Origin of the sequence: Marinobacterium sedimentorum (assembly GCF_024267675.1) — a bacterium.
GTDB classification, from domain to species: domain Bacteria; phylum Pseudomonadota; class Gammaproteobacteria; order Pseudomonadales; family Balneatricaceae; genus Marinobacterium_A; species Marinobacterium_A sedimentorum.
Window position 1 is genome coordinate 229,473 of sequence record NZ_JALDYX010000001.1, and the last position, 19,245, is coordinate 248,717.

A 19,245-nucleotide genomic window follows, 5' to 3' on the forward strand; every position below is an offset into this window, starting at 1 on the left:
ACGTGCCCTGCCCGGCGAAGAATCCATCCACGCCAGAGTCCGACAGCAGCCATGGCTGCGCACAGTGCCTTGACCGATAGCAACGCACCTTAGGCTGCCTCTGACTCCGCTGATCTCTGCCATGAGCCCAAACGAAAAAGGCACTCCGGAGGAGTGCCTTTTGCAAAATTCTTGGCAATTTCTGCCGAATTACTTCGCCAGCTTGAGACCACCGAAACGCTTGTTGAAGCGATCGATACGACCACCGGTAGTGGCGTCTTTCTGCTTGCCCGTGTAGAACGGGTGGCACTGGCTGCATACGTCGACGTGCATGTTCTGGCACATGGTAGAACGCGTGTGCATTTCGTTGCCGCAGGAGCAGGTTACGGTAACGTCTTCGTACTTAGGATGGATTCCAGTTTTCATAACAAGCCTCGATAATCTGTGCCGCTACCCGATCAGCATGTCTGCCGGGCACCGCACTTTCGTTCCATAGAATAATGCCACGGTTTTATGACCGCAACCAGGCGCGGGATTATACGCGCAGCCCAGCGCTGTCGCAAGCAATTACCCCTCCCCGCCAATAGAATCCGCATTTCGCCAGGAGGCTGCCCGAGAATGCTGGCCGTAGCGAGAGCCGGCTGATTTGAGCTGGTTTTTGCGGTGTTTTAAGACGATAAATCGGCAGGATTGCCGATTTACACAGCCTTAGCTCCCCACCGGGCAAGCTACAGGGATCTAGCTTGTGCATAGTGGTTCTATTTAACGCCAAACAGCACAAAAAAACAGCCAAACTCAGGTGGTTCGCAGTAGGTTGAGTATTGTCGGACAGCCTCCTAAACTAGGGAGCCTCTGAGCCAGCACCGACGCCATGACAATTCTTCGCCTCGCCCTGCCGACACCTCTGCGTCGCCTGTTTGACTACCTGCCTCCGGCCAGCGGGCTGGACAGCATACCCGCTATAGGCGTGCGTATTCGGGTGCCCTTTGGCCGCCGTGAGCTCACCGGCGTACTGATAGAAGTCGCGCAAAGTTCCGAGTTCCCACTGGCGAAGCTCAAGCCGGCACTGCAAATCCTTGATCAGACGCCGCCCTTGCCGCTCCACCTGCTGGAGCTGGCCTGCTGGGCGGCGGACTATTATCAGCACCCGGTGGGCGATGCCCTGCACCAGGCGCTGCCGGTACTGCTGCGCAAGGGCGAGAGTGACCAACCCAGCCCGCTACTGCGCTGGCATGCGACGCCAGGCATCAGCAGCGACGCCGTAGCACCGCGTGCCAAAAAGCAGCGCGCCCTGCTTGAGCTGCTGTTGCAGCACCCCGAGGGTCTCGATAATCCGAGCATTCGCAATGCCGGTTACAGCAGTGCGCAGCAGAAACTGCTCAGTGACAGAGGTCTGATAGAAGAACGCGAAGCCGTCGCCATGCAAGTGCCGGAAACGCCGGCGGATACAGAACTACTGCGTCAGCCCGTACTCCCGCTGAACGCCGAGCAGCAGCAGGCGCTGGATGCGGTCTTCGAGCGCGATGGCTTCAACCCCGTATTGCTGCAGGGCATCACCGGCTCCGGCAAGACAGAGGTTTACCTGCAGGCGATCGAACGCATTCTGCACCAGGGTGCCCAGGCGCTGATACTGGTACCGGAAATTGGCCTGACACCACAAACCGTGAGCCGCTTTCGCTCCCGCTTCGCCGTGGAAGTCCAGGTGCTGCACTCCAACATGACCGACCGCCAGCGTCTCGACGCCTGGTTGCAGGCCCGCTCGGGCCAGGCGCGGGTGGTGATTGGCACCCGCTCCGCCCTGTTCACCCCCCTGAAGACCCCCGGCATCATCATCGTCGATGAAGAGCACGACACCTCGTTCAAGCAGCAGGATGGCTTTCGCTACTCGGCCCGTGACCTTGCCGTCATGCGCGCCCGCGCTGAAAACATTCCACTGGTACTGGGCACGGCCACGCCGTCGCTCGAAACCCTGCACAACGCCCACAGCGGGCGTTACCGCCATGTGCGCCTGAACGAACGCGCCGGCAACGCCCGCCCCCCCAAATTCGAGCTCTACGACATTCGCCAGCAACCTCTCAACAGCGGCCTGTCGGACGAGGTTATACGCCGCATCGGCATTGAGCTGCACCAGGGCAATCAGGTGCTGCTGTTTCTGAACAGACGCGGCTTTTCACCGGCCCTGATGTGTCATCAATGCGGCACCCTGATCGAGTGCGACCGTTGCGACGCCCGCATGACGCTGCACCGCACACCGCCGCACCTGCACTGTCACCATTGCGACCATCAGCGCCCCATCCCGCACCGCTGCCCGTCCTGCCATACCTCGGACTTCAAACCCCAGGGCGCCGGTACTGAACGCACCGAAGGCGTGCTGCAACAGCTGTTCCCCGACACCGATGTGATCCGCGTTGACCGCGATAGCACGCAGCGACGCAACGCCATGCAGGACATCATGGAGCGTGTGCACGATGGCCGCCCCTGCATTCTGGTCGGCACCCAGATGCTGGCCAAGGGCCATCACTTTCCCGCCGTGACCCTGGTGGTGATCCTGGATGCCGATGCAGGCCTGTTCAGCGCGGATTTTCGCGGCATGGAACGCACCGCCCAGCTCATTCTGCAGGTCGCCGGCCGAGCCGGCCGGGCCGAGCGTCCGGGGCAGGTATTGATGCAGACACACCATGCCGATCATCCGACGCTGATACAGCTGGTGAACCAGGGCTATGAGGCCTTCGCCACGGCGGAGCTGAACCTGCGCCAGAACAGCGGCCTGCCTCCTTTTATACACCACGCACTGCTGCGAGCCGAAGCCAACCGTCGCGGCCGGGCCGAAGCCTTTCTCAGCACCCTGTGCAGTGCACTCGCATCCGGCGAGCTGAATGTGCCCGGTGTCAGCTGGCTTGGCCCCTTCCCTGCTTCCATGGAAAAACGCGCCGGCTTCTTTCGCGCCCAGCTGCTGCTGCAAAGTCACGACAGGCGCGCCCTGCAGCAGTTGCTGAGCAGCATCACGCCCTTGCTGGAGCAGTCACCACTGGCACGTCAGGTACGCTGGAGCCTGGATGTGGACCCCGTCGATAATCACTAATTGCCCGGCGGCGCGCCGCCTGAAATCGCCAGAACGGTCAAATATAGCCCTGGTTGCAAAAAATTGACCGCCCGGTCCGTTTACGTGCCCCTTAACAAGAAGGCGCCAACAGGCGATAATGCGCGGTCGATTTTTGTCCAATCCGAACCGGTAACTCACGTCTGATGAAACAACATATTGCGGATCTGATCGATTCTGCGCTCGCCACACTGATTGCAAACGGCACCTTGCCTGCCGATATCCAGACCAATGTCATGGTGGAAAACACCCGCGATAAGACTCACGGCGATTTCGCATCCAACATTGCCCTGACGCTGGCCAAGCCTGCCCGACAAAATCCGCGACAGCTGGCCCAGGCGCTCCTCGATGCACTGCCCGCCTCGGCGCAGCTTGCCAAGACCGAAATTGCCGGCCCCGGGTTCATCAATTTCTACATGAAGACTGATGTTGCCAATCAGGTGGTCGCGGATATCCTCAGCGCCGGTCATGAATATGGCCGCCAGCCTGCCAACAGCGCCGGCCGCGTGCAGGTTGAGTTCGTCTCCGCCAACCCCACAGGGCCGCTGCATGTGGGTCATGGCCGCGGCGCCGCCTATGGCGCGACTGTATCGGACCTGCTGGAGGCCGCCGGTGTACAGGTCGAGCGCGAATACTACGTCAACGATGCCGGGCGGCAGATGAACATCCTCGCCACCAGCGTCTGGCTGCGCTACCTCGAAAGCTGCGGCGAAAGCTTCGCCTTCCCGAGCAACGGCTACAAGGGCGAATACATTCACGACATCGCCACCGACCTGCGCGCGCGCCTGGGCGATACGCTGCACCACAGCAGTGCCGCCGTGTTCAGTGACATCCCCGCCGATGAGCCCGCAGGCGGTGACAAGGAACTGCACATCGACGCCCTGATCGAACGCTGCCGCGCGCTGCTGGGCGATGACGGCTACGAGCAGGTTTTCAGTGCCGGCCTGGATTCCATCCTCAGCGACATCCGCGATGACCTCGGCGGTTTCGGCGTGCAGTATCAGCAGTGGTTCAGCGAGCGCTCCCTGACCCATACCGGCGATGTCGACAGCGCCCTGAACAAACTGCAGGAAAAAGGCTACCTCTTCGAAGAGGACGGCAACCTCTGGTTCCGTTCCACCGCCTTCGGTGACGACAAGGACCGTGTGGTGCGCCGCGCCAATGGCCAGACGACCTACTTCGCCTCCGATATCGCCTACCACATGAACAAGTTCGAGCGCGGTTTCGACAAGGTCATCAATATCTGGGGTGCCGATCACCACGGCTATATCACCCGCGTCAAGGCGGCACTGGAAGCCATGGGCTATGATCCCGAGCGGCTGGTGGTGCGACTGGTGCAGTTCGCCATTCTTTACCGCGGCCAGGAACGGGTGCAGATGTCGACCCGCTCGGGCTCCTTCGTCACCCTGCGTGAACTGCGTGAAGAAGTGGGCAACGATGCCTGCCGTTTCTTCTATGTCACGCGCAAGTCCGAACAGCACATGGACTTCGATCTGGAGCTGGCCAAGTCCGAATCCAAGGACAACCCCATCTACTACATACAGTACGCCCATGCCCGCGTCTGCTCGGTGTTGCGCAAGCTGGATGAAGCCGGCTGGTCCTGGGATCAGGCCGCAGGCCTCGCCAACCTCGGGCTGCTGGATACCGAACACGAGAAGGACCTGATCACCAAGCTGGGTAAATACCCGGAAGTACTGCAGGGTTCGGCGCTCAATTACGAGCCCCATGTGCTGGCCAACTACCTGCGCGAACTGGCCAACGACTTCCATTCCTACTACAACGCCCACAAGATGCTGATCGACGACGCCGATCTGCGTAACGCCCGTGTGACCCTGAGCACGGCGGTACGCCAGATTCTGGCCAACGGCCTGCAGCTGCTGGGCGTATCGGCACCGGAACAGATGTAATCCCATGGCGTCACGCAAGGACTTTGCCCAGAAGAACAACCGTAGCAGCGGCGCCAGCCGCAGCCGCAGCAGCGCGCCCTCCAAGCCCGCGCCGCGACAAAAGAAAAGCGCCTGGCCGCTGGCGCTGGTCGTGGTTCTGGCGATCGGAGGCCTGGCCTATGGCCTGATGCAGCTGAACAGCTTTCAGTCTGCACCGGCCAAACCACAGACCAGGAACATAGTTCCGGTGCCAGCGCCCGTGGCGGCAAAGCCTGAGCCCAGGCCAAAGGCAGCGGCGCCGGATACAGCCCCGGTACCCAAGTCCGCCGTAAAGGAGATCTCCGCCAACAGCAGCGAGCCCGCGCCCGAGCCGCAGACACGTTTCGATTTCTACGAAATGCTGCCCAAGAGCGAGGTCCAGACGCCCACGGTGGAGGCCTACAAGTCGACACCGCGCAACGCCAAGCTGGAGCAAAGCTATCTGCTGCAGGCCGGGTCCTTTCGGGATCCGGCCGATGCAGAGCGCATGCGCGCCCAGCTGTTGCTGGCCGGACTGCCCAATGTGCGCACCAGCAAAAGCGAAGGCAGCAATGGCACCTGGTACCGGGTTCGCACCGGACCTTTTGACAACCGCGCCGCTATCAACAAGGCGCAGAACAAGATGGCCAAGATGCGCATCCAGGCCATGGAAATCCAGCAGTAAGACTCCCGGGGCCACGGCACGCAACAGCGTATCGTCGCCCCGGGCGCTTCCCTTTGCCCTATTCTTGGCCGCTAACGCCTCGCCAAGCGCCCCGCCTCAGCCACCACTGCTGTTCCCGATGCAGCATTATTCTGTGCTTTACGCCCTTTCCAGCCTCTGAATGCAGCCTTTTCGCAGCCCGATTGTGCTGTGCATTACCGCGCTGGTTACAGGCAGCTGGGTATAATTTGCCCGCTACGCTTGAATTTCACGGCTGCGGCACCATCTTTGCGGGATAGGCTTACTCAGGAGCAACACATGACAACGATCGTATCCGTACGCCGGGGCGACAAGGTAGTGGTCGGTGGCGACGGCCAGGTATCGCTGGGCAACACCGTAATGAAAGGCACTGCCAGAAAAGTCAGCCTGTTGCCCAAGCATCAGGTCATCACCGGATTCGCCGGTTCCACCGCCGATGCCATCACCCTGCGCGACCTGTTCGAGCAGCAGCTCGACAAGCACCAGGGCAACATTGTTACCGCGGTCACCCAACTGGCCCGCGAATGGCGCAGTGACCGTGCCCTGCGCAAGCTCGAAGCGCTGATGCTGGTCGCCAACAAGGAGCGCACCTTCCTGATTTCCGGCAGCGGCGACATTATCGATCCCGAAGACGGCGTCATCGCCATTGGCTCCGGCGGCAACTATGCCCTGGCAGCCGCCCGCGCCCTGGTCGACAACAGCGAACTCCCGGCCCGTGACATTGTTGAGAAGAGCCTGCAGATTGCCGCCGGCATCTGCGTCTTCACCAACGACAACCTGACCATCGAAGAACTGAATTCCGTGGCCTGACGGGCGACCCGAGGAAATAGACATGTCCAACATGACACCGCGTGAAATCGTCCACGAGCTGGACCGCCATATCATCGGCCAGGATGCCGCCAAGCGCTCGGTCGCCGTGGCGCTGCGCAACCGCTGGCGCCGCATGCAGCTGAACGAAGAACTGCGGGCCGAAGTGTCCCCCAAGAACATCCTGATGATAGGCCCCACCGGGGTCGGCAAGACCGAAATCGCCCGTCGCCTGGCCAAGCTTGCCAATGCTCCCTTTATCAAGGTAGAAGCGACCAAGTTCACTGAAGTGGGCTACGTTGGTCGCGATGTGGAAACCATCGTGCGCGATCTGGTTGATATGGCGATCAAGATGGTGCGCGAGCAGGAAATGGACAAGGTGCGCTTTCGGGCCGAGGAAGCGGCTGAAGAACGTATTCTCGATGCCCTGCTGCCCCCGGCCCGCGCCACGGGCAATGAGCCGGCGCCCAGCAGGACCGACAGTGCCACCCGGCAGGTATTTCGCAAGAAGCTGCGCGAACACCAGCTGGATGACAAGGAAATCGAGCTCGACCTCGCCCAGCCCAGGGCGGGCGTTGAAATCATGTCACCACCCGGCATGGAGGAAATGACCAGCCAGCTGCAGAGCATGTTTGCCAACTTCGGTGGTGATCGCAAGCAGCAGCGCCGTCTGCCGGTGAAGGAAGCTTTCAAGCTGCTGGTGGATGAAGAAGCCGCCAAGATGGTGAAGGATGAAGATATCAAGCAAAGCGCCATTGAGCGTGTTGAACAGAACGGCATCGTCTTTCTCGACGAGATAGACAAGGTCTGCAAGCGCTCAGATAGCACCGGCGGCGATGTCTCCCGCGAAGGCGTACAACGCGATCTGCTGCCGCTGATCGAAGGCTGCACCGTGAGCACCAAGCACGGCATGGTCAACACCGACCATATTCTGTTTATCGCCTCAGGCGCCTTCCATCTGGCGCGCCCGTCCGACCTGATTCCAGAGCTGCAGGGCCGTCTGCCGATTCGCGTCGAGCTCCATGCCCTGACCCCCGGTGATTTCCGTCGTATTCTCACCGAGCCGAACGCCAGCATCACCGAGCAGTACCGCGAGCTGATGAAGACGGAAGGCGTCGAGATCGAATTCGCGGAAGATGCCATCGCCCGCATCGCGGAGCTGGCGTTCCAGGTCAACGAGCAGACCGAGAACATCGGCGCCCGTCGTCTGCACACCATGATGGAGCGACTGCTGGAAGAGCTGTCATTCACGGCCTCAGACCTGGGGGGTGAAAAGCTGCTCATCGATGCCGCCTACGTCGACAAATACCTGGCGGAACTGAGCCAGGATCAGGATCTGAGCCACTACATCCTCTGATCCGGTCGCAGCGCCCGCGGGCGCTGCTCCAGTAAACTGCAGTGGCGGGCGCAGTCCCGCCCCAACGCCACAGGTTATGTGATGAACGAAGTACCGCTTCCGTCCGACATCCGTTTGCATCTCAAGTCCCGCACCCTGGAGCTGGTTTACCCCGACGGCAGTTTCGAACTGACGGCCGAATACCTGCGCGTCCATTCCCCTTCGGCCGAGGTGCGCGGACATGGCATAGGCCAGGGCGTGCTGCAAACCGGCAAGAAACTGGTGGGGCTCAAGCAGGTGGTGCCGGCCGGCAACTATGCCCTCAAGATCGTGTTTGATGACGGCCACGACAGCGGCCTTTATACCTGGGAATATCTCTACGACCTGGCCCACGACTGCGACCGTTACTGGAACGACTACCTGCGCCAACTCGAAGCCGCCGGTGCCTCCCGTGATGGTGGCCTGATCGCCAGGGGCTGACAGAGTCCCTGTGCAACAGCGCGACACCCGGGACAGACAAGTCCCCGGGTGGCGCGCTACAATGCGCTCAGATTCCGCAAAGGCTTAGTGAACTGTGACCATGAGCGACCACAAGCAAGACAACACCACGGATTTCGGTTATCAGCAGGTACCGGTTGAAGACAAGGCCAAACGCGTGGCCGACGTGTTTCACTCGGTCGCCACCAAGTACGACATCATGAACGATCTGATGTCCGGCGGCGTACACCGGCTGTGGAAGCGCCTGACCATTGAACAGAGCGGCGTGCGCGCCGGCCACCGGGTGCTGGATATCGCTGGCGGTACCGGTGACCTGACGCTGCGTTTCTCCCGCCTGGTCGGGGCCCAGGGCAAGGTCGTACTGGCGGATATCAACGACTCCATGCTCAAGGTCGGCCGCGACAAGCTGCTGGATCGCGGCGCAGCCGGCAATATCGAATTCGTTCAGGCCAACGCCGAGGCCCTGCCGTTTCCGGATAACTACTTCGATGTCATTACCATCGCTTTCGGCCTGCGCAATGTCACCGACAAGGACGCGGCCCTGCGCTCCATGACCCGGGTACTCAAACCCGGCGGCAAGGTCATGGTGCTGGAATTTTCCAAAACCGATAACCCGGCACTGACCAAGCTTTACGACTTCTACTCCTTCAATATCCTGCCCAGAATGGGTCAGGCGATTGCGGGCGACGCCGAAAGCTACCGCTACCTGGCCGAGTCCATTCGCATGCACCCGGATCAGGAAACCCTCAAAGGCATGATGCAAGCCGCAGGCCTGGTGCAATGCAAGTACCAGAACATGACCGGGGGCGTGGTAGCCCTGCACACCGGTATCAAACCCTGAAGACTAGCCAGGCCGCCGATACACCCAGGCTCGGTGCACTGCGCTTATACCAGCAAGCGGAACATGACCGGCGGTGTCGTGGCGCTGCACACGGGTATCAAGTCCTGAAGCGATCCACGGGAATCACGCCATGCCTCTGAACATGTTCAATGCCGCCCTGATCACCCTGGCCGAGCAGGGCCTTAACAGCCTGCTCAGCCGTGACCCGGTCACCCTGCGGGCGCTGGGTCAGCTCAGCGGTCGCGTGGTGGCGCTGGAAATCAGCTCACCGGTGGCCATGACGCTGTTCCTGATTCCCAATAACGAAGGCCTGCAGCTACAGCAGCATTACGGCGCCGAAGCCGACGCTGTTATTGCCGGCAGCGCCAGCGCACTCTTGCGCCTGGTGAGCAGCGATGACAAGGCCGCTGCACTCTTTGGCAAGGGCGTGACCATCAGCGGCGACAGTGCCCTGGCCAACCGGCTGCAAAGCATACTGGCCGACGCCGATATCGACTGGGAAGGTCTGCTGGCCGACCAGGTCGGTGATATTCCCGCCCACCAGGCGGCGCGCCTTGTGCGCCAGCAGAGCAGCTATTGGCGCCAGACCGGCAGCAGCCTGAGCCACAACCTGGGTGAATATCTGCAGGAAGAAGCCCGCCTGCTGCCCCCCAGAGCCGAACTCGAAGGCTTTATGGCCGATGTGGATCAGCTGCGCCAGCGTACTGACCGCATCGACGCACGGTTGCAGCGCCTGCTCAACCGCCTTCACCCTGAGTCCAACTGACAGGCCTCGGCTCTCGTGAAGAGGCGCTGAGGTGTGGCGATCAGGCTCGCATCAGAACGGCTTGACCACCACCAGAATCAGGATAGGGACGAAAATCAGCAGCGGCAGTTCATTGAAGAGCCTGAAATAAAGCCCGCTCTGACTCAGCATGCCCCCCGCCATGCGCTTGAGATAGACTCGGCACCAGCCGTGATAACCGATCAGCAACGCCACGAACACAAGCTTGGCATGCAGCCAGGCGCCGCTAACGCCATAGCCCAGCCAGAGCCAGAGTCCCAGGCCCAGGGTAAAGACCGCCATTACGCTCATGAAGCCATAGAGTTTGCGCGCCATGATCTGCAGCCGGGTGACATCCTGCCCCGCCGCACGCCCCTCGACAAAATGCACGAAGATGCGCGGCAGATAGAAAATCCCCGCCATCCAGCTGGTCATCGCCAGAATATGAAAGGTTTTGACCCACAACATAGCGCTCTCCCTGATCCGGTTGGGCTTCATGATACGAAAAAGCATGCGGAAAAACTGAAGGGTTCGGACAAATATTTCCGCTATTAGCCCCCGCCACAACGCTTTAGGATGACAGCATGAACTCTCAATTCACAGGAGCTTTCCATGACCCTACGTACGCTTGAACGCCGTGCCCGTGCCATGCCGACATCCGATGGCGCAGGCGTACGCCTGAACCGCGTCATAGGTACGCCGAACCTGCGCAATCTTGATCCGTTCCTGATGCTCGACGAATTCAAGTCCGACAGTGCCGACGACTACATCGCCGGCTTTCCGTCCCACCCGCACCGGGGCTTTGAAACCGTCACCTATATGCTGGCGGGGCGCATGGAGCATCGCGATCACCTGGACAACGTCGGCCTGCTGCAATCCGGCGGCGCCCAGTGGATGACGGCCGGACGGGGCATTATCCACTCCGAAATGCCGCAACAGGAAGAAGGTCTGATGTGGGGTTTCCAGCTGTGGATAAATCTGCCGGCGGCCGAGAAAATGTGCCCGGCGCGCTACCAGGACCTGCTGCCAGAAGACATCCGGGAGGCCACCGACGACCAGGGCATCCTGCGCCGCGTTATCGCCGGCGATTCCCTGGGCACCCTGGGGCCGGTTAGCGGCATCGGTGTGGACCCGCTGATGGTGGACATCCGCATGCCCGCCGACAGCAGTCTGACTCACCCGGTAAAAATCGGACACCGCGCCTTCGTCTATGTCTATCGCGGTCAGATTCAGCTGGGTGACGACACCCTTGGCGCGGGCGAACTGGGCGTCCTGCGCGATGGCGACGCCGTGCAGCTGCGGGCACAGGAAGACAGCGCCCTGATGCTGCTGGCTGCCCGCCCCATCGGCGAGCCCATAGTGCAGTACGGGCCCTTTGTCATGAACAGCCAGGAGGAAATAGAGCAGGCACTGCGCGATTATCGCGACAACCGCCTTACCGCCTGACAGAAACCGGCCTTGGCAGGGACGCCAATTGGGCTACACTCTAGCCTGTTAAAACGCTTGTTTTAGCCATGCTGTTTTTCTGGCCATAGCAATGGCTTTGACCCGGACTCAAGCACGGCGCCAGACCGCCCGCCACTGCCGTAACAGAGGGAACTGTATGCCTGCCCTGCGAATCACGCTCATCTGCTCCACCATTCTGTTTGGCGCCTGCAGCGCCCTGCCGCCCTTCGAACCGGTAGACCGCGTTGTCTGGCTCGATCAGGGGCCGGCCTGGAACAGCGAAAGCCGTGACTGGTATCACCATGCCAGCCAAGGCACCTCCACACTGCCAATTCCGTTCGAATGGTTCATGGCGCTGGAACAGCCCGGCATCAACCCCTTCGGCGAAGGCAAACTGATCACCGACCCCGACTATCTGGGCCGGGTTGGATTTATCCAGAGCGATATCAGCCGCTTCAACCAGAGCGGCCTGCCGGTGGGCTTTGCCGTCGATTACGGTGTCACCAGCCCGGTAGACGGACGCCGCTACAACGCCATCGGCTTTACCTGTGCCGCCTGCCATACCGGCCAGATGACCTACCAGGGCACCGCCATTCGCTACGATGGAGGCCCGGCCATGACAGACATCACACGCCTGACCAACGTGCTCTTCCTGGCCATGTTCGAGAACAACTACAGCAAGCTGCGTTTCAACCGCTTCGCCGCCCGCGTCCTGGGCGAGCGCAACAGCGCCAGCAATCGCCGTCAGCTGAAAAAGGATTTTTCGAAAACCCTGATGGAGCTGATCGACCAGCAACTGGCGACCATCGAGGCGCAGAAACAGCAGATCATAGTGCGCGATATCGAAGCCGGTACCGAAAGCCGCACCCTGAAGGACATCGCCCGCACCGTCAAAGCCAACCTCAAGAATGTGGAGGGGTTTACCCGCCTCGACGCTCTGAATCGTATCGGCAACCAGGTATTCGCCCTGGACGCCAACCGGCCACAGAACTTCGTGCCGGTGAATGCACCGGTAAACTACCCCCACATCTGGACCTCATCCTGGTTTGAATGGGTGCAATACGACGGCTCCATCATGCAGCCCATGGTACGCAACGCCGGCGAAGCCCTGGGGGTTGCCGCGCTGGTGAATCTGGAAGAAGGCCCGACACGCTTCGAGTCCAGTGTGCGCGTAAAGACGCTGCACCGCATCGAACAGCAACTGGCCGGCACCCAGGCCCCGTTCGAGCACAGGTCATTCAGCGGCCTGCGTGCCCCAAAATGGCCGGAGAACATACTGCCTGCGATTGACGCCCCCCTGGCAAGCGAAGGCGCCGGGCTCTACCAGCAACTGTGCCAGGGCTGCCATCTGCCGCCGGTGCAGTCCGACGCCTTCTGGAGCGAGCGCTACTGGGCCACCAAAAACAGTGCCGGCGAGCGGCTGCTGCGCCTCAACATCATCCCGCTGGAGAAAATAGGCACCGACCCCATGCAGTCCAGAGTATTGGCCGAGCGCACCGTCGACACCCGGGGCCTGGGAATAGATACCCAGGTCTACCAGGGCAAGAGCTGCGCGCCACTGCGCGTTACCGAAGCACCGGATGCCTCATTCGCCTATTCCCTCGGTGCCCTGGTGCAGGAAACCACCGACTACTGGTATCGCCAGCACGGCATAGGGGACGCCGAACAGCAAAACCTCAACGGCAACAGGCCCAACTGTTTGCAGGCCGGCGCCGGCTACAAGGCCCGCCCACTGAACGGAATATGGGCGACAGCCCCCTTCCTGCACAATGGATCTGTGCCCAATCTTTATGCACTGCTGTCCCCGGTCGCCGAACGCCCGGTACAGTTTTCCCTGGGCCAGCGCGAATTCGATCCCGTCAAGGTCGGCTACCGGAGCCAGCCCAACGCCAGCGTTTCAATGCTCGACACCCGCCTTGCGGGCAATTCCAACGCCGGGCACGAGTTCAATAACACCAAAGCCGCCGGCACCATAGGCCCCTATCTTAACGAGGCCCAGCGCCTGGCACTGATTGAGTACCTCAAGACGCTTTAACCGACAGCGGCAATGGCGCTTGATGCGCCATGCATAGCAGGCACAAATAAAAAGGGCGCCAGCAGTCACCGGCGCCCTTTTTATGTGTTTGTCGATTCAGATCCCCTGGCCTGCGACTTAACGCAAAGCGCCAATAGCTACCAGGGCACCTCGCTGCCATCCCAACTCAGGAAGCGGCCGCTGGGGCCATTGCGGGCATCGTCCAGCACCTTAAGGAGCTGGCGCACCGAGCGTTCCACTGTAAAGAGTTTTTCGGGCGCGACCCTTTTGCTGAAGGGCTGCGACAGATCGGTAGAAGTAGTTCCTGGATGCAGACACAGTAACTGCAGATGCGGAAAGCGACGCGTCATCTCGATGGCGGCGGTTTTCATCAGCATGTTCAGTGCTGCCTTGGAGGCACGGTAGCTGTACCAGCCCCCGAGCTGATTCTCGCTGATACTGCCGACCCGCGCCGAAATAACCGCGAACTGGCTGGCGCCATGCTGAACCAGCAACGGATGCAGATGCTTTAGCAGCAACAGCGGACCCAGCGCATTCACCGTCATGGAGCGTTGCAGCCAGTCGCCCGACAGCTGGGACAGGCTTTTCTCGGGCAGGCGTTCCCCTTCGTGCAAGAGGCCGGCACAACAGAGCACCAGCGCCAGTGGCTCGTCGAGATGCTGTTGCAGTATGCCGGTGGCCGCGACAATGCTCGACTCATCCGCCAGGTCGAGCTGCAACAGATGCAGCTGGCCCGGGAAGGCTGCCGTCAGCGCACTCAGGGTGCCGGCGCCGGCGAAATCCCGGTAGCTGGCATAAACGTTCCAGTCGCGCTGCAGCAGTGCCCGCACAAATCCCTGCCCGATCCCCCGGGTCGCCCCCACCACCAACGCTGTCGCCATAGTGCATTACCCCGTGAAAACTGCCGCTATCCCACCATGCAGTCTATACGCAGGACGCAAGGCCCGCCGAGCGCATCGGGCAAAAGCAATCGGAGCCGCGACTCAGACACGGCTCTTTAGCGGCAGCGCCCTGGTTCAGTTTCAGAGCACCGCGCAGGTCACCTGCAACAGGCCCACCAGCTCCACCTCGAGCTGATCACCGGACTGGATAGGCCCGACACCCGCCGGCGTACCGGTCAGCACCACATCGCCGGGTTCCAGGGTGAAGTACTGCGAGATATAGCTGAGCAGCGGCAGCACGGGATTCAGCATAAAGCGGCTGTTGCCGTCCTGACGGGTTTCACCGTTGACGCGCAGCCGGATCTGCACATCCTGCAGACTGCTGACAGCGTCCGGCGCAACGAAATCCGACAGCGGACAGGCACCATCAAACCCCTTGGCCTTTTCCCAGGGGTGCCCCTGACGCTTGAGGTCATCCTGCAGGTCACGCAGCGTCAGATCCAGCGCCAGGCCAATACCGGCAATCGCCTGGGCGGCTTCACTCTCGCTGGCCTTTCTGAGGCGACTGCCGATCAGAATCGACATCTCGGTTTCAAAGTGCACCCGCCCCTCGTCCGCCGGAATGGAAAAGGGCTCAGCCATGGGCACCACTGAACTGGCGGGCTTGATAAACAGCATGGGGACCGTGGGAATCGGGTTGTTCAGCTCGGCGGCGTGGTCGGCATAGTTACGCCCGACGCAGACGATCTTGCCCAGCGGCAGATCCGTCGCCGTGCCATCCATAAAACGGTGCTGGTAGTTCATCGCCCTTTCCCCTTGGTTGATCACGGCCCCGCAGGCCGCACAGATGCAGATTACAGAGCGCAAATCATAACCCCGGCTCGCGGGGCTATCCAGTCGCGTGCACGGTCGCATCAGGCCGGCGACGCTCGGCCCGCAACAGCAGAAAACTTATCCACAGCGTCAGACAGAACACCGCCAGAGACGCCGCAATGACACCCGGCCAGCCATAGGCGTGCCAGAAAGGCGCCAGATAGAAGCCACCCGCGCTGGCCCCCAGGTAATAGAACAGCAGATAGAGCGACGATGCGCTGGCTCTTGCCTGCTGGGCATGGCGGCTCACCCAGCTGCTGGCGGTCGAGTGCGCAAAGAAGAAGCCAAAACTGTTGATCAGAAAACCCGCCACTATGGCCGGCAGCGTCGGTATCAGGGTCACAGTAGAGCCGAGCATCAGCAGCACAATACCGACCATCAGACAGACCGGCTGCGGCAATTTCTGCGCCGCGCGCCCCGACAGCGCCGAGCCCAGGGTACCGCTGAGGTAGGTCAGGAACAGCATGCCGAGGAATTTCGCCGACAGGCCATAGGGCGCGTCCGCCAGCATAAAGGTGGCATAGCTGTACTGATTGATGAAAATAAAGAAATTAAGCCCACCCACCAGGTAGGCTCCCAGCAGCAGCGGGTTGCGCAGATGCCCCAGCAGATCCCGCAGCATGATACGCGGGCGCAGCGCCCGCGGACTGAAACCGCTGGACGCCGGCAGCAACCAGATCACCAGCCCCAGCAACAGCACGCTGATAATGGCCATCACCAGAAAGGCTTGGGACCAGCCGTAGCTGTCACCGACAAAGCCACCCACCAGGCGCCCGCCAACGCCTCCCAGGGTATTGCCGCTGATGTAAAAACCCACCGCCAGCATCAGCGCCTTGCGGTCGAACTCGTCCCCCATATAGGCAATCGCGATCGCCGGCAGTCCGCCGAGAAACAGCCCCTGCAGGGCGCGCAGCCCCAGCAGCATGGCATAGCTGTCGGCCTGGGACAGCGCCAGGGTGGTCAGGGCCGCTCCCCCCATGCTCAGCAGGATAATGCCGCGCCGCCCGAGGGCATCGGACAGCGGGCCGTAGAACAGCAGCGACAGCCCCAGGGTCAGGGTGGTCACGGTAAAGCTCCAGCCCGCCTGCAACGGCGAAATGCCGAAGGACTCCGCGATCATCGGCAACAGCGGCTGAGTGACGTACACATTGGCAAAAATCATCAGCGACCCCAGACAGAGTGCCAGAGTCGCCCGCCAGAATGCCCTGCTACCCGCTTCAATCATTTTTGTACCCGCCTGCCAGTAACAGCCTGCAGCATAGCGCTGCCATTCCCATCATTAAAATATATAGTTGTTATCGGACTGATAACGAGTGCTTATCCAATGGATATCAAACCGCTGCGCTATTTCGTTGAGGTGGCGCGCCATGCCAGCTTTACCCGGGCAGCCGAGGTGCTGCATGTGGCCCAACCCGCCGTCAGCATGGCCATCCGCAAGCTCGAAGCAGAGCTGGAGCTGACGCTGTTCCATCGCAATGACCGCAAGGTCGTGCTCACGGATGAAGGCCAGCGGCTGCTGGAGCATGCCAGCCGCATTCTGCAGATGGTGGACGATGCCCAGCTCGAAATGCAGGAGTTGCGCGGTCTGACCCGCGGTGAAGTGCGGGTCGGCATTCCCGGCATGCTGGGCTCCTATTACTTTCCCCCCATCCTGATGGCGTTTCGCCACCAGCACCCCAACCTAAGGCTGTCGGTAGTAGAGGCCGGTACTGGCCGGCTGCAGGAGATGCTGCAGGAGGGCTTGCTGGATCTGGCCATCATCGTTGCCGATGCCGTGCCCGACGAGCTGGAGGCCAGCGTCTTCCTGCGCCAGCAGATGATGGTCATACTGCCGCTGGATCACGCCCTGGCGCAGCAGCCCACTATCAGCTACGAGGCTTTTTTCAAAGAGGAACTGGTACTGTTCCAGCAGGGCTATTTTCACCGCAAGGCGGTTGACCAGATCGCCAAACGCGGCAACTGCACCCCCAATATCGGCTTTGAAACCAACCTGCTGCCCTTGATCAAGTCGATCGTCAAACAGGGCTTTGGCATCTCCACGCTGCTGGCCATGGTACTGCGGGATGACCCGGATCTTGTGGCGATCCCGTTCGAAGAGCCAGTCTGGCTCGACCTGTCGATTGCCTGGCGCCGCCAGGGCTACCTGTCCCGTGCCAACCGGGCTTTTGTTGATTTTGTACTGGCCCATTCAGCCGTGGACCAAGGCCGGGAACAAGGTTGAAGATGCGACTGCATATAGCCAAGACCATGCGCGGCCACTATGATGCTGCCTTGCCTGTTTCCAACTGATCGACAACTCTCTTTCCGGCTTAAAGCACAGAGGATCTCTGCATGTTCCACGTTAATGAATACTTTGAAGGCAAGGTCACATCCATCGGTTTCGAAAACACCGAAGGCCGCGTCACCGCCGGCGTTATGGCCGCCGGCGAATACGAGTTCGGCACCAGCGAAAAAGAGCGCATGGTCGTGACCAGCGGCGAGCTGCTCGTCAAACTGCCGGACAGCGACGCTTTTGTCAGCTATCCGGCCGGCACCGAGTTCAACATCGACGCCAACCAGAAATTCCAGCTGCAGGTCGAACAGGCCACCGCCTACCTCTGCTTCTACGGCTGATATCGTCTGCCGACAGCCTCCGTTGTCGGCAACCACGACAGACGACGCAGCATCCATGCGCGCCGTCTGTTGCGCAAATCTGCTCATCTAAAGTTGAATATAAATCCGGCGTATGACACTCAGCCATCAAACTCATTCATGTAACTTTGTGCTAACATAGCCGCCCTGAAATACCCGCCCGCTAACCACCAAACGAGTCGTACAGTATGAGCAAGACCACTTCTCTGGAAAAAAGCAAGATCAAGATTTTGCTGCTGGAAGGCGTCCACCAGTCGGCGGTCGATACCCTGAATGCACAAGGTTACAACAGCATCGAGTACGTCACCGGCTCCCTGCCGGAAGAAGAATTGATCGAAAAGGTCAAGGACGTACACTTCATCGGCATTCGCTCCCGTACGCAGCTGACCGCGAAGGTTCTGAGCGCTGCGGAGAAGCTGATCGCCGTCGGTTGCTTCTGTATCGGCACCAATCAGGTTGACCTCAAGGCCGCCACCGAGCTTGGCATCGTGGTATTCAACGCGCCTTACTCCAACACCCGCTCCGTGGCGGAGCTGGTACTGGCTGAAGCCATTATCCTGCTGCGCGGCGTGGCGGAGAAAAACGCCAAGGCTCACCGCGGCGTGTGGCTGAAGTCGGCCACCGACTCCTACGAAATCCGTGGCAAGAAACTGGGTATCGTCGGTTACGGCAGCATAGGTTCACAGCTGAGCGTGCTGGCCGAATCCCTCGGCATGATCGTCCACTTTTACGATGTCGTGACCAAACTGCCGCTGGGCAACGCCAGTCAGATTTCCTCCCTGGACGAACTGCTGGCCACCTGCGACGTGATATCGTTGCACGTGCCGGAAACCCACTCCACCAAGGACATGATGGGTGCGGCCCAGTTTGAGAAGATCAAGCAGGGCTCGATCTTCATCAACGCCGCCCGCGGTACCGTGGTCGATATAGAGGCGCTCTGTGGCGCTCTGCAAAGCGGCCGAGTGCTGGGCGCCGCCGTGGATGTATTCCCGGTTGAGCCGCGCAGCAACAACGACGAATTCATTTCGCCGCTGCGCGAATTCGACAATGTGATCCTGACGCCGCACGTCGGTGGTTCCACCATGGAAGCGCAGGAAAACATCGGCTACGAAGTGGCGGAAAAACTGGCGAAGTACAGCGACAACGGCTCGACCATCACCTCCGTCAACTTCCCGGAAGTGGCCCTGCCGGCCCACGCCAAGGTACACCGTCTGCTGCACGTACACCGCAACATCCCAGGTATCCTCAGCGCCATCAACACCGTGTTCTCCGAGAACAATGTCAACATCTCGGGTCAGTACCTGCAAACCAACGACAAGGTCGGTTATGTGGTGGTGGATGTGGACGCCGACTACTCGGAAATGGCGCTGGAAAAGATTCTCGAGATCGAAGGCACCATTCGCGCACGTCGCCTGTTCTGATAGTACCGCTGAAACCATTGCCTGCAC

The 19,245-nt window shown here is 60.7% G+C and carries 18 protein-coding genes; 13 read left to right on the plus strand and 5 right to left on the minus strand.

From position 1 onward, the window contains the following. Nucleotides 1-189: 189 nt before the first annotated feature. Complete coding sequence (gene rpmE / locus MRS74_RS01085) at nucleotides 190-405, minus strand: 50S ribosomal protein L31 (protein ID WP_067377339.1); 216 nt, start codon at nucleotides 403-405, stop codon at nucleotides 190-192. Nucleotides 406-850: 445 nt separating this feature from the next. Between rpmE and MRS74_RS01090 the strand changes: the two genes are divergently transcribed. The 8 genes from MRS74_RS01090 to MRS74_RS01125 all read left to right on the plus strand — a co-directional run bounded on the left by MRS74_RS01090 (nucleotide 851) and on the right by MRS74_RS01125 (nucleotide 9,934). Then, entirely contained in the window at nucleotides 851-3,061 is a 2,211-nt protein-coding gene (locus MRS74_RS01090; protein ID WP_254578420.1) for a primosomal protein N', read from the plus strand. Between the two features lie 164 nt (nucleotides 3,062-3,225). Next, nucleotides 3,226-4,986 carry an arginine--tRNA ligase gene (gene argS / locus MRS74_RS01095; RefSeq protein ID WP_254578421.1) on the plus strand — a complete coding sequence of 587 codons (1,761 nt, stop codon included), beginning with the start codon at nucleotides 3,226-3,228 and terminating at the stop codon, nucleotides 4,984-4,986. 4 nt (nucleotides 4,987-4,990) lie between these two features. Next, nucleotides 4,991-5,668 carry an SPOR domain-containing protein gene (locus tag MRS74_RS01100; protein WP_254578422.1) on the plus strand — a complete coding sequence of 226 codons (678 nt, stop codon included), beginning with the start codon at nucleotides 4,991-4,993 and terminating at the stop codon, nucleotides 5,666-5,668. 297 nt (nucleotides 5,669-5,965) lie between these two features. Beyond that, a complete protein-coding gene (hslV, locus tag MRS74_RS01105) occupies nucleotides 5,966-6,496 on the plus strand; it encodes an ATP-dependent protease subunit HslV (RefSeq protein WP_254578423.1) in 531 nt (176 codons plus the stop codon). Between the two features lie 22 nt (nucleotides 6,497-6,518). Beyond that, a complete protein-coding gene (gene hslU, locus MRS74_RS01110; RefSeq protein ID WP_254578424.1) occupies nucleotides 6,519-7,850 on the plus strand; it encodes an ATP-dependent protease ATPase subunit HslU in 1,332 nt (443 codons plus the stop codon). A gap of 81 nt (nucleotides 7,851-7,931) precedes the next feature. Further along, nucleotides 7,932-8,309, plus strand: coding sequence for a gamma-butyrobetaine hydroxylase family protein (locus MRS74_RS01115; RefSeq protein WP_254578425.1), 378 nt, complete (start codon nucleotides 7,932-7,934; stop codon nucleotides 8,307-8,309). Nucleotides 8,310-8,409: 100 nt separating this feature from the next. Next, complete coding sequence (ubiE, locus tag MRS74_RS01120) at nucleotides 8,410-9,168, plus strand: bifunctional demethylmenaquinone methyltransferase/2-methoxy-6-polyprenyl-1,4-benzoquinol methylase UbiE (RefSeq protein ID WP_254578426.1); 759 nt, start codon at nucleotides 8,410-8,412, stop codon at nucleotides 9,166-9,168. A 130-nt stretch (nucleotides 9,169-9,298) separates the two neighbouring features. Continuing rightward, the gene (locus MRS74_RS01125; RefSeq protein ID WP_254578427.1) at nucleotides 9,299-9,934 is read left to right on the plus strand and encodes a ubiquinone biosynthesis accessory factor UbiJ; all 636 of its coding nucleotides are present in this window, start codon (nucleotides 9,299-9,301) and stop codon (nucleotides 9,932-9,934) included. A 51-nt stretch (nucleotides 9,935-9,985) separates the two neighbouring features. On the opposite strand, the gene MRS74_RS01130 is transcribed toward MRS74_RS01125, so the two are convergent. Then, entirely contained in the window at nucleotides 9,986-10,399 is a 414-nt protein-coding gene (locus MRS74_RS01130; RefSeq protein ID WP_254578428.1) for a CopD family protein, read from the minus strand. Nucleotides 10,400-10,543: 144 nt separating this feature from the next. Here MRS74_RS01130 and MRS74_RS01135 point away from each other — a divergent pair, with 144 nt between their 5' ends. Together MRS74_RS01135 and MRS74_RS01140 are read left to right on the plus strand one after the other, a co-directional pair. Further along, the gene (locus MRS74_RS01135; protein WP_254578429.1) at nucleotides 10,544-11,377 is read left to right on the plus strand and encodes a pirin family protein; all 834 of its coding nucleotides are present in this window, start codon (nucleotides 10,544-10,546) and stop codon (nucleotides 11,375-11,377) included. Between the two features lie 157 nt (nucleotides 11,378-11,534). Beyond that, nucleotides 11,535-13,412: a di-heme-cytochrome C peroxidase gene (locus MRS74_RS01140; RefSeq protein WP_254578430.1), complete on the plus strand. Its 1,878-nt coding sequence runs from the start codon at nucleotides 11,535-11,537 to the stop codon at nucleotides 13,410-13,412. A gap of 137 nt (nucleotides 13,413-13,549) precedes the next feature. Here MRS74_RS01140 and MRS74_RS01145 read toward each other — a convergent pair whose 3' ends face one another. From MRS74_RS01145 to MRS74_RS01155, 3 genes are all read right to left on the minus strand, one after another. Next, nucleotides 13,550-14,293 carry an SDR family NAD(P)-dependent oxidoreductase gene (locus tag MRS74_RS01145; protein ID WP_254578431.1) on the minus strand — a complete coding sequence of 248 codons (744 nt, stop codon included), beginning with the start codon at nucleotides 14,291-14,293 and terminating at the stop codon, nucleotides 13,550-13,552. A gap of 141 nt (nucleotides 14,294-14,434) precedes the next feature. After that, a complete protein-coding gene (locus MRS74_RS01150) occupies nucleotides 14,435-15,097 on the minus strand; it encodes a fumarylacetoacetate hydrolase family protein (RefSeq protein ID WP_254578432.1) in 663 nt (220 codons plus the stop codon). Nucleotides 15,098-15,182: 85 nt separating this feature from the next. Continuing rightward, a complete protein-coding gene (locus MRS74_RS01155; RefSeq protein ID WP_254578433.1) occupies nucleotides 15,183-16,391 on the minus strand; it encodes an MFS transporter in 1,209 nt (402 codons plus the stop codon). A 99-nt stretch (nucleotides 16,392-16,490) separates the two neighbouring features. On the opposite strand from MRS74_RS01155, the gene MRS74_RS01160 reads away from it, so the two are divergent. From MRS74_RS01160 to serA, 3 genes are all read left to right on the plus strand, one after another. After that, nucleotides 16,491-17,387: a LysR family transcriptional regulator gene (locus MRS74_RS01160; RefSeq protein ID WP_254578434.1), complete on the plus strand. Its 897-nt coding sequence runs from the start codon at nucleotides 16,491-16,493 to the stop codon at nucleotides 17,385-17,387. Between the two features lie 110 nt (nucleotides 17,388-17,497). Then, nucleotides 17,498-17,779: a pyrimidine/purine nucleoside phosphorylase gene (ppnP, locus tag MRS74_RS01165; RefSeq protein ID WP_254578435.1), complete on the plus strand. Its 282-nt coding sequence runs from the start codon at nucleotides 17,498-17,500 to the stop codon at nucleotides 17,777-17,779. Between the two features lie 206 nt (nucleotides 17,780-17,985). Further along, on the plus strand, nucleotides 17,986-19,218 hold the full coding sequence (gene serA, locus MRS74_RS01170) for a phosphoglycerate dehydrogenase (RefSeq protein WP_254578436.1): 1,233 nt from the start codon (nucleotides 17,986-17,988) through the stop codon (nucleotides 19,216-19,218). Nucleotides 19,219-19,245 lie beyond the last annotated feature (27 nt).